This is a genomic window from Agromyces sp. SYSU T00194, from assembly GCF_040496035.1.
Classification (GTDB): Bacteria; Actinomycetota; Actinomycetes; order Actinomycetales; family Microbacteriaceae; genus Agromyces; species Agromyces chitinivorans.
In genome coordinates this window covers 915090-930720 of the sequence record NZ_JBEPJZ010000001.1, presented here as the reverse complement: position 1 = coordinate 930720, position 15631 = coordinate 915090, and the positions used below count along the sequence as shown (strand labels likewise).

General features: G+C 74.6%; 15 protein-coding genes. 8 read left to right on the top strand and 7 right to left on the bottom strand.

The annotated features are described in order from the left end of the window. Positions 1 to 11 precede the first annotated feature (11 nt). The 5 genes from ABZK10_RS04295 to ABZK10_RS04275 form a co-directional block, all read right to left on the bottom strand. The gene (locus tag ABZK10_RS04295) at positions 12 to 779 is read right to left on the bottom strand and encodes a hypothetical protein (RefSeq protein ID WP_353807954.1); all 768 of its coding nucleotides are present in this window, start codon (positions 777 to 779) and stop codon (positions 12 to 14) included. A gap of 99 nt (positions 780 to 878) precedes the next feature. Beyond that, entirely contained in the window at positions 879 to 1370 is a 492-nt protein-coding gene (locus tag ABZK10_RS04290) for a hypothetical protein (RefSeq protein ID WP_353807953.1), read from the bottom strand. Beyond that, positions 1367 to 2674: a serine/threonine-protein kinase gene (locus ABZK10_RS04285; RefSeq protein ID WP_353807952.1), complete on the bottom strand. Its 1308-nt coding sequence runs from the start codon at positions 2672 to 2674 to the stop codon at positions 1367 to 1369. Before ABZK10_RS04285 ends, ABZK10_RS04290 begins: the two co-directional genes overlap by 4 nt. Positions 2675 to 2784: 110 nt before the next feature. Further along, a complete protein-coding gene (locus tag ABZK10_RS04280; protein ID WP_353807951.1) occupies positions 2785 to 4632 on the bottom strand; it encodes a hypothetical protein in 1848 nt (615 codons plus the stop codon). A gap of 11 nt (positions 4633 to 4643) precedes the next feature. Continuing rightward, positions 4644 to 5486 carry an exodeoxyribonuclease III gene (locus tag ABZK10_RS04275; protein WP_353807950.1) on the bottom strand — a complete coding sequence of 281 codons (843 nt, stop codon included), beginning with the start codon at positions 5484 to 5486 and terminating at the stop codon, positions 4644 to 4646. A 123-nt stretch (positions 5487 to 5609) separates the two neighbouring features. Here ABZK10_RS04275 and ABZK10_RS04270 point away from each other — a divergent pair, with 123 nt between their 5' ends. The 8 genes from ABZK10_RS04270 to ABZK10_RS04235 all read left to right on the top strand — a co-directional run bounded on the left by ABZK10_RS04270 (position 5610) and on the right by ABZK10_RS04235 (position 13212). Continuing rightward, a complete protein-coding gene (locus tag ABZK10_RS04270) occupies positions 5610 to 6608 on the top strand; it encodes a TIGR03557 family F420-dependent LLM class oxidoreductase (protein WP_353807949.1) in 999 nt (332 codons plus the stop codon). Continuing rightward, positions 6605 to 7447, top strand: coding sequence for a coenzyme F420-0:L-glutamate ligase (locus tag ABZK10_RS04265; RefSeq protein WP_353807948.1), 843 nt, complete (start codon positions 6605 to 6607; stop codon positions 7445 to 7447). The genes ABZK10_RS04270 and ABZK10_RS04265 overlap by 4 nt, the downstream gene beginning before the upstream one ends. Continuing rightward, complete coding sequence (cofC, locus tag ABZK10_RS04260; protein ID WP_353807947.1) at positions 7444 to 8118, top strand: 2-phospho-L-lactate guanylyltransferase; 675 nt, start codon at positions 7444 to 7446, stop codon at positions 8116 to 8118. Before ABZK10_RS04265 ends, cofC begins: the two co-directional genes overlap by 4 nt. Next, positions 8115 to 9137 (top strand): glucose-6-phosphate dehydrogenase (coenzyme-F420), encoded by a 1023-nt coding sequence (gene fgd / locus ABZK10_RS04255; RefSeq protein ID WP_353807946.1) that lies wholly within the window; start codon positions 8115 to 8117, stop codon positions 9135 to 9137. Before cofC ends, fgd begins: the two co-directional genes overlap by 4 nt. A gap of 238 nt (positions 9138 to 9375) precedes the next feature. Continuing rightward, complete coding sequence (locus ABZK10_RS04250; RefSeq protein ID WP_353807945.1) at positions 9376 to 9957, top strand: hypothetical protein; 582 nt, start codon at positions 9376 to 9378, stop codon at positions 9955 to 9957. A 53-nt stretch (positions 9958 to 10010) separates the two neighbouring features. Further along, on the top strand, positions 10011 to 11291 hold the full coding sequence (locus ABZK10_RS04245; protein WP_353807944.1) for a LolA family protein: 1281 nt from the start codon (positions 10011 to 10013) through the stop codon (positions 11289 to 11291). Positions 11292 to 11294: 3 nt separating this feature from the next. Continuing rightward, positions 11295 to 12254: an ABC transporter ATP-binding protein gene (locus tag ABZK10_RS04240; protein ID WP_353807943.1), complete on the top strand. Its 960-nt coding sequence runs from the start codon at positions 11295 to 11297 to the stop codon at positions 12252 to 12254. Then, positions 12244 to 13212: an ABC transporter permease gene (locus ABZK10_RS04235; protein WP_436408483.1), complete on the top strand. Its 969-nt coding sequence runs from the start codon at positions 12244 to 12246 to the stop codon at positions 13210 to 13212. The genes ABZK10_RS04240 and ABZK10_RS04235 overlap by 11 nt, the downstream gene beginning before the upstream one ends. Positions 13213 to 13434: 222 nt before the next feature. Here ABZK10_RS04235 and ABZK10_RS04230 read toward each other — a convergent pair whose 3' ends face one another. Together ABZK10_RS04230 and ABZK10_RS04225 are read right to left on the bottom strand one after the other, a co-directional pair. Next, a complete protein-coding gene (locus tag ABZK10_RS04230; protein WP_353807942.1) occupies positions 13435 to 14145 on the bottom strand; it encodes a nucleoside/nucleotide kinase family protein in 711 nt (236 codons plus the stop codon). A 52-nt stretch (positions 14146 to 14197) separates the two neighbouring features. Further along, on the bottom strand, positions 14198 to 15508 hold the full coding sequence (locus ABZK10_RS04225; RefSeq protein ID WP_353807941.1) for an FAD-dependent oxidoreductase: 1311 nt from the start codon (positions 15506 to 15508) through the stop codon (positions 14198 to 14200). Between the last annotated feature and the right edge of the window lie 123 nt (positions 15509 to 15631).

The following is a 15631-nucleotide window of genomic DNA, read 5'->3' as shown; positions in this document are numbered from 1 at the left end:
CGGGGCGGGCGTCAGCCGCCGCCGCTGCCTTTGTCCGGGTTGCCGCCCGGACCCCAGCCGTTGCCGTTGCCGTTGTTGCCGGGCTCGTCCTCGACCGGTTCCTCGTCGCCGGTGCCGGGGTCGGTGCCCGGGTCGGGCTCGGTGCCGGTGTCGCCGGTGCCGGTGTCGCCACCGGTGCCGTCCGAGCCGGAGTCGGCCGCGTCCTCGGCGGGGGAGGGCGTCGGTTCGGCCGCGGCGTCTTCGGGGGCCTCGTCGGTCGCGGCGGTCTCGTCGTCGCCCGCCGGGATCGGCGTCGACGTCGGCGTCACCGGGGCGGTGCGGCCGCCGCCCGGTACGCCCTCGGCCTCCGACGTGCCGACGGAGCCGATCAGGGCCGGCACCATGAGGATCGAGCCGATCGCGACCAGCAACACCACGCCCGCGGCCGATCCCCAGAGCACGAGCGCGCGTCGACGGCGCTCGCCCTCCCGGGCCTCGCGGCGGGTCGCGGCGGGCACGTCGCTCGCGGCGGCGATCGGCACCGTCGCGGGCTCGTGCGGCAGGTCCATGCCCTCGGTCCAGAACCCGGGCAGCAGCGCCGTCGGGGCGTCCGCGGCGGACTCCGCGGCGTCGAACGGGTCCGCGCTCGCAGCGTCAGCGGCAGCGGCCGTGTCAACGGCAGCGGCCGCGGCAGTGTCAGCCGCAGCGGTTGCGGCAGCGGCGTCCGGCGCGGGGAGTGGCATCGTCGCCGGGTCCGGTGCGCCCTCGGGCTCCACGGGCTCGTCGGTCTCGGATGTCACCGTTCGAGGCTAACCCGGGCGAGCGGATGCCGCAGCAGCGAGTTCGCACGCAGGCGCACGACCGGGTCACGCGCGGGCGCATCCGGCACGCATCCGCACTCAGTCGTTGCCGCCCCCGTTGCCGTTGTTGTTGCCTCGGCCGCTGTTGCCGTTGCCGTTGCCGTTGCCGTTGTTGTTCCCGGGGCCGCTGTTGGAGTCCTCGGAGCCCGTGTCGGCCTCGGTGGCCGGAGCGGGTTCCGTGGTGGCCTCCGGCGTCGCGGCGGCCTCCTCCTCGGCGGCGATCGTCGCCTCGAGGTCGGCGCGCACCAGGCTGATGGCCTCACGCACCTCCGCCTCGCGCTCGGCGCTGATGCGTCCGTCGTCGACCGCGGCCTGGAGTTCCTCCTCGAAGAGGTCGAGCTGCGCGAGCGCGCCCGACGCGTCTCCCCCGTCGACGCGCTGCGCGATCTCGACGACCCCCGCCTGAAGGGTCTCGCCGGTCGCGTCGTCGAGCGCCGGCTGGGGCGCGCAGCCCGCGAGCGCCCAGACCAGCCCGGCGGCGGCGAGCAACGCGAGGATGCGGGGGGCGCGGTGCATGTGGGGCGTCGTCATGGGGTCACCGTGTCCATCAGGTGCTCCAGGTGCACGCCGAGGTCGCCTTCGACGGCCGGGAGCTCGGGCGCGGTGGGCGCGGTCTCGGCCCGCAGCGTCGAGAGGGCGAGCGCCGCGATCACGCCGACCAGGACCACCGCGGCGGCGACGGACCCCCAGAGCACGAGCGGTGCGCGTCGCGGTGCGCGTCGCGGTTCGCCCCTGCGTCGCGGCGGGTCGGTCGGAGGCGCGTCGTGCGCGGGCTGCGGCAGGAGGCGGGTCGCGGTCGGGTCGCCACCCGGGGCGCCGGCCGTCGTCGTCGCGGCGGGCGTGGCGGGCGTGGTCGCCTCGGTCGCGGGCAGGCCCGCCTCCGTCGGGTCGAGCATCCCGGTGTCGGCGGCGAGGGTCGCCGTCGCGAGGACGACGGTCTCCGTGGGGCCGTCTCCCGCGGCATCCGCCCTCGGTTCGACCGACGACGAGAGGTCGGACCCCGCCCGGGCGACGTCCGCCGCCGTGGGCCGGGCGCCGGGGTCGCGGGCCGTCATCGCGCGCAGCAGCGCGACCCACTCCGCGCCGAGCTCGTCGGGGACGACCGGGTCGGCCTTCAGCCGGGCCGCGGCGGACTCGAGCGCGTCGCCGGGGTACGCGCGCACGCCGGTCAGCGCCTCGAGCGCGACCAGTCCGAGCGCGTAGACGTCGCTCGACGGCCCTGGCACCTCTCCCCGAACCTGCTCAGGGCTGAGGAACGCGGCCGTGCCGACGAGCGCGCCGGTGTTCGTGACCCGGGCCGAGTCGGCGAGCCGCGCGATGCCGAAGTCGGCGAGCTTCGCGCGCCAGCGCCGGGGTGGGAGCGCGGTGGGGTCGAGCAGCACGTTCGCGGGCTTGATGTCGCGGTGCACGATGCCGCGGCCGTGGATGACGTGCAGCGCCTCGCCCAGGTCGGCGAGGAGGCGGGCGGCGTCCTCCGCGGCGAGCGGCCCGTCGCGGAGCTCCGCGGCGAGGTCGACCCCGTCGACGAGCTCCATGGCGATGTAGTCGCGCCCCGTCGCCGCGTCGGTGCCCGCGTCGAACAGGGTGACGAGGTTCGCGTGCGTCACGCTCGCGAGGAGGGCGATCTCGGACTCGCGGCGCTGCGCGCCGTCGATGCCCGAGGCGCTGGCGTCGAAGAGCTTCACGGCGATCTGCCGGCCGAGCACGACGTCGTCGGCGCGGTGCACCGCGGCCATGCCGCCGCGCCCGATGAGGGCACCGACGCGGTAGCGATCATCGAGGAGTGGCTCACCGGCGGCGTCGGGCGCCGTGTCCACGGGTCTGGGGGAGGTCACGAAGCCGACGCTACCGCCGGTTCCCGAGAATGGGCAGGGGGCTGGACATCCGTCCCGTCGCCCGACTACCGTCGCCGCGGGTCTCGGCGCTGCCGGCGCGGGAGCGGGCGCTACTGGTACGAGACGAGGTCGGGCACCGGGTCGACCTGCTGCATCGTCTGCTCGGGCGTGAGCATCGGGGCGTCCTCGTCGATGAAGTTCTTCCAGCCCCACGCGACCCCCTCGGGGGCGTCGCGGTGCAGCGTGCGCCAGGTCGCCTGCTTCGCGGGCTGCGACCCCTGGCCGTCGGCGTGCAGCAGCACGGTGACCTCCGGGCGGTCCACGTCGACGTCGCCCCGGTGCAGGAGCATGTCGGTGCGGAACTGGTGCAGCACGAGCAGTTTCGGCGGCAGGTCGAGCTCGTCGCAGATCGCGGCCAGGTCGTCGATGACCTCGTTCACCTCGGCGGCCTCGACCTGCCCGATGTCGCGCAGGTGCCGCTGGTCGGGCTCGAGGCGCCACTCGGGGTCGAGCGCGAGTCCCACCCACGGGTACTCGAGCAGCTCGGCGTACTGCGCCAGCTGGGTCGGGAACGAGTCGCGCCCGGGCTGCAGGTCGAGCACCACGTACAGGCCCGCATCCGCCGCGGCCTCGACCCATGGGCGCAGCGTCTCGACGTCGGGCTCGCTGGAGAAGTCGCCGTCGTCGGTCGGCGACCCCGACGCGACGGTCGTGATGATCTCGAACCCGGGCAGCACCGTGCGGTCGGTGAGGGGCTCGTAGGCTGCGGCGAGGCCCTCGGCGCGCGCGATCGACTCGTCGATGCCCTGCTCGCCGAGGATGCCCAGGATCGGCTCGCCGGGCAGGCCGTACTCGAGCACGATCATGTGCTCCGGGAAGAGCAGCTGGCCGCCGCCGGGCAGCTGCGCGCCGGTGCGGGCCGAGCGCACCTGCCAGTCGAGCGAGCGCTGCGCGGCGAAGGCGGCGCCGGCGAGAACGACCGGGCCGTCGGAGACGGCGAGCTGCTCGATCACGTCGGGGGCGGCGAGCAGCCGCGGGTCGTCGGCGGGGAGGAACGAGACGGATGCCCCGGCAGCGCGCGCGTTCGCGACCGCCGCGAGCTGCGCCGGGTCGTGGACCGCGACGAGCGTGGTCGTGTCGAGCGGCGGTGCGCGGGTCACCTCGGGGAGCGTGGGCGAGGCCTGCGCGCCGTCGCCCGCGGTGGGTACGGGCGAAGCGGATGCCTCGGGCGGCGCCGGATCGGCGAGCAGTACGCCGTCGCCGGGCTCGAGGTCGGTCACGGCGTCGAGCGGGTCCGCATCGACGGCGACCGCCTCGAGCGCGATGCCGAGGGCGGCCGCAGCGCCGGCGGGGTCGGACGGGTCGATGTCGATGACGGCGACGACATCGGCGGGTGCGGCCGCGCCGACGTTCACGACGTGGGTCGCGCCGAGGCGCGCCAGTTCGTCGGCGGTCGTCACCGGCTCCGCGGGTGCGGGGGCGTCGGTCTCGCCGGGCACCCCCGTGGCGGTGGGCGAGGCGGGCGCCGTGGCGGTCGGGTCGCTGCTCGCGGTCGCGGCATCCGCCCCGTCGTCGTCGCTCGCAGCGCCGCCGCCGGCCGAGCCGCCGCCGGCCGAGCCGCCGCCGGCCGAGCCGCCGCCCGCGGCGTCGCCGAGCAGCATCGGCACCCCCAGCGCGACCGCGATCGAGGCCGCGGCCAGCCGATCGTCCGGGTCCGGGCCCGCGAGCACGACCACGGGCGACGACGCGAAGAACGCCGCGCTCGCCGCGGCCGCGGCCGCGGCCGGGTCCGCCGCGTCGACGACGGCGACGTCGGCAGGGGTCGCGGCCTCGACCGGAGGCAGCGTCGCCTCCGAGGCATCCGGCTCCCCGACCGGCCACGTGCATCCGCCCAGCGCCAGCGCCAGCGCGGCGGCCGCCGCCGCCCCGCCGATCCGGATCGTCCTGCCCCCCGACATGCGATCCGCCCCTAGCCGAAGATCATCGGGACGTCGTCGTCGCCCCCGGAGTCGAGGTCGAGCTCCACGAGCACCGGCACGTGGTCGCTCGGGGCGTCGCCCTTGCGCTCGTTGCGGTGGATGGACGCGCCCGCGACGGCGTCGGCGAACGCCTGCGAGCCGAGCACGAAGTCGATGCGCAGGCCCTCGTTTCGGGGGAACTTCAGCTGCTTGTAGTCCCAGTAGGTGTAGCCCTCGGGCACGAGCGGGCGCACGACGTCGGTCACGCCGGCCTGGGTGAGCGCGGCGAACGCGGCGCGCTCGGCCGGTGACACGTGGGTGGTCGCCCCCTCGATCACGGCGGGGTCGCCGTTGTCCTCGTCGAACGGGGCGATGTTGAAGTCGCCCATGAGCGCGTACGGCCGCTCGGGGTGCGCGCTCGTCTCGGCGCGCGTGTGCGCGGTGAGCGAGGCGAGCCAGTCGAGCTTGTAGGCGTAGTGCGGGTCGGCGAGACCACGGCCGTTCGGCACGTACAGGCTCCAGGCGCGCACGCCGTCGACGGTCGCCGCGATCGCGCGCGCCTCGCGCGGGAGGTCGGGGCCCTCGTGGCCCTTCAGGAACCCGGGCATGCCGGGGAACTCGGTCTCGATGTCGTCGAGCCCGAGGCGGCTCGCGATCGCCACGCCGTTCCACTGGTTCAGGCCGTGGATCGCCAGCTCGTAGCCCGCCGCCTCGAACGCCTCGATCGGGAACTGCTCGGGCTTGCACTTGATCTCCTGCATCGCGAGCACGTCGACGTCCTCCCGGACCAGCCAGTCGACGACGCGTCCCGAGCGCGCACGGATCGAGTTGACGTTCCAGGTGGCGATACGCATGGCGTCCAGCCTAGGTGCGACGACCGTCCCCGGCGGCCCGGACGCCGGCCCGGGGCAAGCCCCGTGCCGGCCGATTCGACGGCGACCGGGGCCCCCGACCGGCGCGGGTGGAAGGATGGAGGGGTGTCAGTGCACATCGGCTACGCCGCGATGCTCGAGCGATTCGCCCCGTCGGAGGCGGTCGAGCTGTCGGCCCTCGCCGAATCGCACGGGTTCCGCGGCGTCATGGCCGCCGATCACTTCCAGCCGTGGCTGCCGCGCCACGGGCAGGCGGCGTTCGCCTGGAGCGTGCTGCCGGCCATCGCCGAGCGCACCACGGGCGACATCGGCCCGGGCGTCACGACGCCGACCTACCGCTGGCACCCGGCGATGGTCGCGCAGGCCAGCGCGACGGTCGCCGCGATGTACCCGGGCCGCCACTGGCTGGGCATCGGCTCGGGCGAGGCGCTCAACGAGCACGTGGTCGGGCAGTACTGGCCCGAGGCGCCCGAGCGCATCAACCGCATGTTCGAGGCGGTCGACGTGATCAGGAAGCTGTTCGCCGCCTCCGCGGCCGGTCGCGACGTGCGCCACTCCGGCCCGAACTTCACGCTCGAGTCGACCCGGCTCTGGACCATGCCCGAGACGCCGCCCGAGATCCTCGTCGCCGCGGGCGGCCCGGTCACGGCCAAGCGCGCCGGCCGCACCGTCGACGGGCTCATCACCATGGACGCGCCGCCCGAGCGCCTCGCCCTGCTGCTCGCCCGCTTCGCCGAGGGCGCCCGCGAGGCGGGCCGCGACCCGTCGCGCATGCCGAAGGTGCTCCAGCTGCACCTGTCCTGGGCGCCGACCGACGAGGAGGCCCTCGCCAACGCGATGCGCGAGTGGCCGATCGCCGGCATGCGGTTCGGCAAGGGCGACATCCGCTCGCCGTTCGAGTTCGACCAGCTCGCGCGCGGCGTGCGCCCCGAGGACCTCGCCGACCGCCTGACCGTCTCGAGCGACCCCGACGTGCACCGCGCCGCCATCCAGCGCGCGGTCGACCTCGGCTTCGACCGCATCTACCTGCACAACGTCGGTCGCAACCAGGCCGAGTGGCTCGAGGTGTTCGGCCGCGACGTGCTGCCGAAGGTGACCCGATGAGCGCGGCGATGCAGGTCTGGGCGCTGGGCGGCGTGCCCGAGGTGCGGCCGGGCGACGACCTGGTCGCACTGGTGGCGGATGCCGCGGGCGACACGCTCCGGGACGGCGACATCCTCGTGGTGACGTCGAAGATCGTCTCGAAGGCCGAGGGGCGCATCGTGGCCGCCGCCGATCGGGAGGACGCCATCACGGCCGAGACCGTGCGGGTCGTCGCGACCCGCGCGTACCCGGGCGGCATCACGCGCATCGTCGAGAACCGACTCGGCATGGTCGCCGCGGCGGCCGGCGTCGACGCGAGCAACACCGACGACGGCACCGTGCTGCTGCTGCCCGTCGACCCCGACGCGTCGGCGCGCGCGCTCGCCGCGGGCCTGCGCGAACGGCTCGGTGCCGAGGTGGGCGTGATCGTCAGCGACACGCTCGGCCGGCCGTGGCGCGAGGGGCAGACCGACGTCGCCATCGGCGCCGCCGGCGTGCACGTGGTCGACGACCTACGCGGGCAGACGGACGCGGCGGGCAAGCCGCTCATGGTCACCCTGCCGTGCGTCGCCGACGAGCTGGCGGCGGCCGGCGACCTGGTCAAGGGCAAGGCGAGCGGATGCCCCGTGGCGGTCGTCCGCGGCATGGGCCGCCTGGTCGGCCCGATCGATCTTCCGGGCGCGCGCTCGATCGTGCGCCCGAGCGAACGCGACATGTTCCGCCTCGGCACCGAGGAGGCGCTCGAGCGGGGCAGGCGCGAGGGGTACGCGGCGGGGGTCGCCGCGGCCGCGAACGGCGACGGGGGAGCCTACGACGATGGGTACGCCGCCGGCTTCGACGAGGGGAGGGCCGAAGCATGACGCACTGGACGGTCGTCATCCCGGTGAAGGAACCGGGGAAGGCGAAGTCACGCATGGGGGCCGACGTGCCGCCCGAGGCGCGGGCCGCGCTGGCGCGCGCGTTCGCGCTCGACACGATCGCCGCGGCCGCGGCCACGCCCGCGGTCGACCGGGTCGTCGTCGTGACGCACGCGCAACTGCCGATCGAGCCGGGGCCGGCGCGCATCCAGCTCGTCGACGACGGGCGCGCGCACGGGCTGCCCGCCGCGATCGACCTCGGCATCGCGCACGCGCGCGCCACCGGAGCGGGCTGGACGGCGGTGCTGCTCGGCGACCTGCCGGCGCTCCGCCCCGAGGAGCTCGACGGTGCGCTGAACGCCGCCGCGAGGCATCCGCTCGCCTTCGTGCCCGACGCCGAGGCGCACGGCACGGTGCTCGCGACGGCGGGCATCGAGGAGCCGTTCGCGCCGGCGTTCGGCGGCGCGTCGGCCGAGGCGCACCTCGAGCGCGGGTTCGTGCCGCTCGAGGTCGACCCGGCGGCCGGGTTGCGCCGCGACGTCGACACGGCCGAGGCGCTCGAGGTCGCACTGCGCCTCGGCGTCGGCCCGAACACCGCGGAGGCGGTCGCCGCGTTCACCGACGGCGCGCTGCCGCACCGCAGGACCACCACCGGAAAGGGAACCAGAACGTGACACTCACCCTCGGATACAAGGCCTCCGCCGAGCAGTTCGGCCCGCGCGAGCTCGTCGAGATCGCCGTCGCCGCGGAGGGCCACGGCTTCGAGTCGGTCGCCGTGAGCGACCACTTCCAGCCGTGGCGCCACACGGGCGGGCACGCGCCGTTCTCGCTCGCGTGGATGGCCGCCGTCGCCGAACGCACGTCGACGATCCGCATCGGCACGAGCGTGATGACGCCGACCTTCCGCTACAACCCCGCCGTGATCGCCCAGGCGTTCGCGACCATGGGCTGCCTCGCACCCGGGCGCATCTTCCTCGGCGTCGGCACCGGCGAGGCGCTGAACGAGGTCGCCACCGGGTTCCGCGGCGCGGGCGAGCAGGACTGGCCCGAGTTCCGCGAGCGGTTCGCGCGCCTCCGCGAGTCGGTGCGGCTCATGCGCGCGCTCTGGAAGGGCGACCGCGTCTCGTTCGAGGGCGAGTACTACTCGACCCACGACGCGTCGATCTACGACGTGCCCGAGGGCGGCATCCCCGTCTACATCGCCGCCGGCGGGCCGACCGTCGCGAAGTACGCCGGTCGCGCGGGCGACGGCTTCATCTGCACCTCCGGCAAGGGCGAGGAGCTCTACACCGAGAAGCTCATCCCCGCGGTGAAGGAGGGGGCGGATGCCGGTGGCCGGTCGTTCGACGACATCGACCGCATGATCGAGATCAAGCTCTCGTACGAGGAGACCGAGGAGGCCGCGCTCGAGAACACGCGGTTCTGGTCGCCGCTGTCGCTGTCGCCCGAGCAGAAGCACGACATCACCGATCCGGTCGAGATGGAGCGCGCCGCCGACGCGCTGCCGATCGAGCAGATCGCGAAGCGCTGGATCGTCGGCACCGACCCCGACCGGGTCGTCGACCAGATCTGGCAGTACGTCGACTGGGGCATGAACCACCTCGTCTTCCACGCCCCCGGCCACGACCAGGCGCGCTTCATGCAGCTCTTCGAGCGCGACCTCGCCCCGCGCCTGCGCGCCCGCGCCGCCTGACCCTGCTGGTTGCCGAGACCCGTCGATTTCCTGCGTTCTGGGCGTCCATTCCGCAGCCCATCGACGGGTCTCAGCGGTGCCGGCACCGCGTGATGCGAGACCCGTCAGAAAACTGCGCTCTGCGTGCTGGGAACGCAGGAAATCGACGGGTCTTGTGGCCCGGGAGGGGCACGGGCGCGGGCGTACGGTGACGCCGACGGACGCGGTGCGTGCCGCGCCCCACGTGGAGGTGGGTCCGATGCGGTTCGGCCTGACGCAGTCGGCAGCGCTCGTGATGATCGCCGGTTCCGTGCTCTTCCTCGTCGCGGCGTTCCTGCCGATCTCGGCGCGGGTGTATCCGAGGCCGCCCGCCGAACGGCTCGAGGCGATCACCGCGGCGCCGGTCGCGTGGACGACTTCGCTCGTGCTGTTCGGCGCGGGTGCCCTGGTCACGGCCCTCGGCGTCGTGCTGCTCGCGCTGGACGCGGGCGGCGGGCTCGCCGGCGGGCTGGCGTGGGCGGCGGCGCTGGTGCTCCTCGCGGGGATCGTGCCCTGGGCGATCGAGCTGGTGCAGCGCGCGAGCGACCCGGCCGGGTTCGCCGACGGCCTGCTGCCGCGATGGACGTTCCCGGCCTACGCCGTGCTGACCCTTGCCGGGATCGTCCTGCTGGGCATCGTGCTGCTCGTCGGCTCGTATCCGGCCTGGGCGGGGTGGGTCGTGCTCGGCTGGGTGGGCGCCCTGATCGTGCTCGTGCTCGCCATCGCCGACCTGCCGCCGTTCCTGTTCTACGTCGCCACCGTGTTCATCGGCGTCGTGCTCCTCGTGCCGGGTCGCGAGTGAGCGGATGCCGCGACGGCGGCACCGTTCTCAGGAACCGGGCGTAGCCTTGTGGCATGCGCCCGAACGACGCCGGTTCGCGCCGGAAGCGTCGGCTGATCGCGTGGACTCCCGCGGTCGCCGTGCCCGCGGTGATCGCCGCGGGCGTGCTGCTCGCGCCGGTCTCCGCGAACGCGGCGATCGACCTGCCCGACCTCGAGCCGTCGGAGCTCCTCGAGCTGGTGCGGTCGAGTAACGTGCGCGCGTTCTCCGGCACCGTGGAGCAGGCCGCCGACCTCGGGCTCCCCGACCTCTCGGGCCTGACCGGCGGCATGCGCGGCAGCGACGAGGGCGACCCGCCCGGGACCGACGGCACCGGCCCGGGCCTCGACGACCTGCTCGAGTTCGCGAGCGGATCGCACACGATGCGCGTCTTCGCCGACGGCGACCTGGCGCGCCTGCAGGTGCTCGACGGGTTCGGCGAGCGCGACGTGATCGCCGGGCCCGACGAGGTGTGGTTCTACGACTCCCGGGCCGAGGCGGCGACGCATGTCACCCCGCCGTCCGAGGAGGAAACGGCGCGCCTCGAGGCGTGGAAGGACGCGCAGTCCGAGGCGTGGGCGGCCGAGCACGCCGACGGGTTCGAGGCATCCGCCGACCTGCCCACCCCCGACGAGCTCGCGGACGAGGTGCTCGCCGAGCTCGATGCCTCCGACGAGGTGTCGGTGGGCGACGACGGCCGCGTGGCCGGCCGCGACGCGTACGAGCTCGTCGTGACCCCGGCCGACGCCGACACCACGATCGGCCGCATCGCGATCGCCGTCGACGCCGAGCACGGCATGCCGTTGGCCGTCGAGGTCGTCGCCCGCGGGGCATCCGACCCCGCGTTCCGCGTCGCGTTCAGTGCGATCTCGTTCGACGCCCCCGACGCGTCCCTGTTCGAGTTCACGCCGCCGGCCGGCACGACCGTCACGGAGCATCCGATCGAGGTGCCGAGCGACGAGGAGCTCCAGGCGATGGCCGACGGTCACGACGCGGCGTCGGTGCCCGGCGAGCGCACCGGCGACGGACCCACCGTCATCGGCGAGGGCTGGTCGTCGGTCGTCGTGATCGACCCGGCGGAGCTGGCGGTGGATGCCCCCGAAGCGGATGCCCCCGACGGCGACGTCCCGGACGCGGAGGCGCCCGACGGCACGGGGTCGCTCGGGTCGCAACTCGAGCTGCTCGCCACCCCGGTCGACGGCGGGCTGCTGTTCCAGGCGACGCTCGTGAACGTGCTGTTCGCCGACGACGGGCTCGTCTACGCGGGCGCGGTCACCCCGCAGGTCCTGCTCGACGCCGCAGCCGGAACCCGCTGACGCGTGGACGACCTCGCGATCGAGACGGGCGGTCTCACGAAGCGCTTCCGCCGCCAGGTCGCCGTCGACGGGATCGACCTCGCCGTGCCGCGCGGCGCCGTGTACGGCTTCCTCGGGCCGAACGGGTCGGGCAAGACCACGACGATCCGGATGCTGCTGGGCCTCGCCTCCGCGACCGCCGGCGGCATGCGCGTACTCGGCGAGGACATGCCGAGCGCGACCGCGAGCGTGCTGCCGCGCGTGGGGGCGCTCGTGGAGGGGCCGGCGTTCGCGCCGTTCCTGTCGGGTGCGGCGAACCTCGAGCGCCTCGACGCGGCCGATCGCTCTGCGCCGGGTGCGACGCGTCGCGCCCGCGTGGCATCCGCCCTCGATCGCGTCGGACTCGCGCACGCCGCACGCAAGAAGGCGCACGCCTACTCGCTCGGCATGAAGCAGCGCCTCGGCCTGGCCGGCGCCCTGCTCATGCCGCGCGAGCTGCTCGTGCTCGACGAGCCGACCAACGGACTCGACCCGCAGGGCACGCGCGAGGTGCGCGCGCTGATCCGCTCGTTCGCGGAGGACGGCACGACCGTGTTCGTGTCGAGCCACCTGCTCGCCGAGGTCGAGCAGCTGTGCACGCACGTCGGCGTGATGAGCGCCGGGCGCCTGGTCGCGCAGGGGTCGCTCGACGCGTTCCGCGACGGGGGTGCGGTGACGGTGCACCTGCGCACGCCCGACGCCGGTGCGGCGATGCGGGTGCTCGACCGGCTGGGGCTCGAGCCGGTGACGGATGCCGCTGAGCCCGCGGTGCACGCCGACGGCACCGAGGTCGTGGCGACGCTGCCGGCCGCGGTGCGCGCGGAGGAAGTCGTCGCGGCGCTCGTCGCCGACGGGGTGCGCGTGCGCGGCTTCGCGGTGCGGCACGCGAGCCTCGAGGAGCGGTTCGTCGCACTGACCGGGGAGGGGTTCGAGGTTGCGCGCTGAGGACGAGCCCGGCCGCGAGGCATCCGTGCGGTTCACCGGCCCGGATGAGCCGGAGCGTCGCGAGGAACGCGTCGGGAAGTCGTTCGTCGCCGGGGCGTCCGTCGTCGGCGATGCGATCGTGCACGCGGGCGCCGCGCGGCCGGCCCGCGGCCCGGGGGTCGCGCTGTTCGGCTCGGAGCTGCGCACGATGTTCCGGCGCTGGCGCACCTGGGCGATGCTCGGGGCGCTCGCGCTCATCCCGATCCTGATCGCGGTGGCCGTGCGGTTGACCTCGGGCGAGGGCGGCGGGCCGCCGTTCCTCGACCAGGTCACGCAGAACGGCGTGTTCGTCGGCGTGACCGCGCTGGTCGTGGCGACCCCGCTGTTCCTGCCGCTCACCATCGCCGTGGTCTCGGGCGACACGATCGCGGGCGAGGCGAGCCACGGCACGCTGCGCTACCTGCTGCTCGCCCCGGCGGGGCGGGTGCGCCTGCTCGTCGTGAAGTACGCGGGCGCTGCGGTGTTCTGCCTCGCGGCGGCGCTGACGGTGGTGGTCGCGGGCGTCGGCATCGGGGGGGTGCTGTTCCCGATCGGGCCCGTGACCCTGCTGTCGGGCGACACCGTGAGCCTCGGCGACGGGCTGCTGCGCTTCCTCGCGATCGCGGGCTACGTGACCGTGTCGATGCTGGGCCTGTCGGCGATCGGGCTGTTCCTGTCGACCATGACCCGGGTGCCGGTCGGCGCGATGGCGACGGCCGCGATCCTCGCGGTGACCGCGCAGATCCTCGACGCGCTGCCGCAGCTCGAGTGGCTGCACCCGTGGCTGTTCACGCACTACTGGCTCGACTTCGCCGACCTCATGCGGCAGCCGCCGTTCTGGGACACCTTCGCCGCGAACGCGCTGCTGCAGGCCGGCTACATCGCCGTCTTCGGCGCGTTCGCCCTGGGTCGCATCCGCACCGCCGACATCCTCTCCTGACCCGAGACCCGTCAAGAAACTGCGCTCTGGCGCGCGATACCGCAGGAAATCGACGGGTCTGGAACGCGGGGAACTCGAGACCCGTCAAGTAACTGCGCTCTGGCGCGCGATACCGCAGGAAATCGACGGGTCTGGAACGCGGGGAACTCGAGACCCGTCAAGTAACTGCGCTCTCGCGGGCCAGAGCGCAGCAAATTGACGGGTCTGGAACAGGGCGCAGGGTCAGCGGGCGCGGGGCGGGGCGACGCAGTAGTCGGCGAAGCGACGCGCCGGGGCATCCGGGTCGGTGTTGTCGACGATCGCGGTCGCAGCGATGTTGGGGTGCGCGTCGTCGGCGTAGAGCTGCTGCGCGCCGGCGTAGCGCTCGGCGAGGGGATCGGCCGGGTCGGTCGAGAGCCCGTCGCGCGCGGCGAGCCGCCGGGTGCGCTCGTCGGGGTCGACGTCGAGCCACACCGAGAAGTGCCAGAGGCCCCGCAGCTCGGGGCGGTGCAGGAACACGCCGTCCACGACGAGCACCGCCTCGGGGCCGGCCGTGCGCGCGGGCTCGTCCACGGGCAGGTCGGTCGCCACGTCGAACACGCGGGTGCGGAACGGCGGCTGCGGCGAGGCATCCGTCGCCCGCACCCGGAACGGCTCGATCAGCTCGCGCCGGAACGCCCCGTCGTCGTAGGTGTCGTGGTAGCAGCCCCAGGCGGAGTGCCGCCCGCGCGCCCAGCGCTCGTCGCGCGGGCGGGCGAAGTCGTCGTGCGACGCCTCGACCACCTCGACGCCGCGTTCGCGCAGCACCTCCGCGAGGTCGTGCGCGAAGTGCGACTTGCCCGCGCCGTCGGCGCCGTCGACGCCGATCATGCGTCGGCCCGTGGGCGTGAGCAGGAGGAACTCGTCGGCGAGGGCGTCGAGCACCCGCCGGCGCTGCGCGGAGAGCTCGGTCACCGGTTCAGGCTACGCCCACGCGGGTGTGGTGAGGGCAACGGATGCCTCGTGCTCAGCAGCATCCGCCCGCCGTGCCGTCGGTCGAGCACGCGCCCGTCGCCGGCAGCACGAGGTCGACCGATGCGGCCCCGGCGGCATCGCCCGCGAGCCACGCGGTGATCGAGCGCACCTGCTCGTAGCCGGTCGCGGCGAGGAAGGTCGGCGCGCGGCCGTAGCTCTTCATGCCGGCGAGGAAGAAGCCGGGCTCGGGGTGCTCGAGCTCGGCGACGCCGTGCGGTTCGACCGTGCCGCAGCTGTGCACGTTCGGGTCGATCATCGGGGCGAGCCGGCGGGGCGCCTCGACGACCTCGTCGAGGTCGAGGCGGATCTCGCGGAGCATCTCGAGGTCGGGACGGAACCCGGTCGCGTTCACGACCAGGTCGAACTCGTGCGACTCGAGCTCGCCGCCACGGCTGCCGGTGACGCGGACCGAGCCGTCGGATGCCCCGAGGCGCACGATCTCGAAGCGGTCGAGCAGCTCGATCGAGCCGGCCGCCACGGCCTCGGCGACGCGCGCGCCGATCGTCGCCCGTGCGGGCAGGCCGTCGTCGTCGGATGCGGTCAGCCGGGCGGCGCGCTCGCCGCGGATCGCCCAGGCGACCGAGGTGCCCGGCGCCGAGCGCGCGAGCTCGAGCAGGTGCAGCAGGGTGTGCGCGGCCGAGTGGCCCGAGCCGACGACCAGCGTGCGCCGGCCGGCGAAGCGGGCGCGCTCGCGGCCCAGCACGTCGGGCATCGGCGGGGTGACGCGGTCGGCCACCTCGTCGGCGCCGAGCGGGTCGAGCCCGTTCGACCCGAGCCGGTTCGGCGTGCGGACGGTGCCGGAGGCGTCGATGACCGCGCGGGCGCTCAGTTCCTCCACAGCGCCCGAGGCGTCGCGCGTGCGCAGCACGAACGCCGCCTGCGCACGACCGGCGGTGCGGGTGCGGTCCATGCCCTCGCGGCTCACCGCGACGACCTCGACTCCGGTGCGCACGTGCGGCGCGATGGCGTCGGTTGCGGCGAGCGGCTCGAGATAGCCGTCCAGGAACTCGTCACCGGTCGGGAGTCGGTCGGGGTCGGGTGCGGTCCACCCCGAGGCGTCGAGCAGCGCCCGCGAAGCGGCGTCGATGAGCAGCGACCACGACGAGAAGAACCGCACATGCCCCCACGAGCGGATGCCGGCGCCGACGCCCGGCCCCGCCTCGAGCACGGTGAAGGGGATGCCCCGGGCGTGCAGCCGCGCCGCCGCGGCGAGTCCGATCGGACCGGCGCCGATGATCGCGACCGGCAGGGTGTCGGTCGCGCGCGTCGCCGGTGCGGGGCGTGCGAGGTCGACGAGGGTCATGGCTGCTCCTGTCTTCGGGCCTGCGGGGAGGCATCCGGGTCATATATCGAAGTTCATCGATGTAGTGCACTGCGACTATATCGATGAATGTCGATATCCGCTAGCATGGCCGGGTGACCCGCC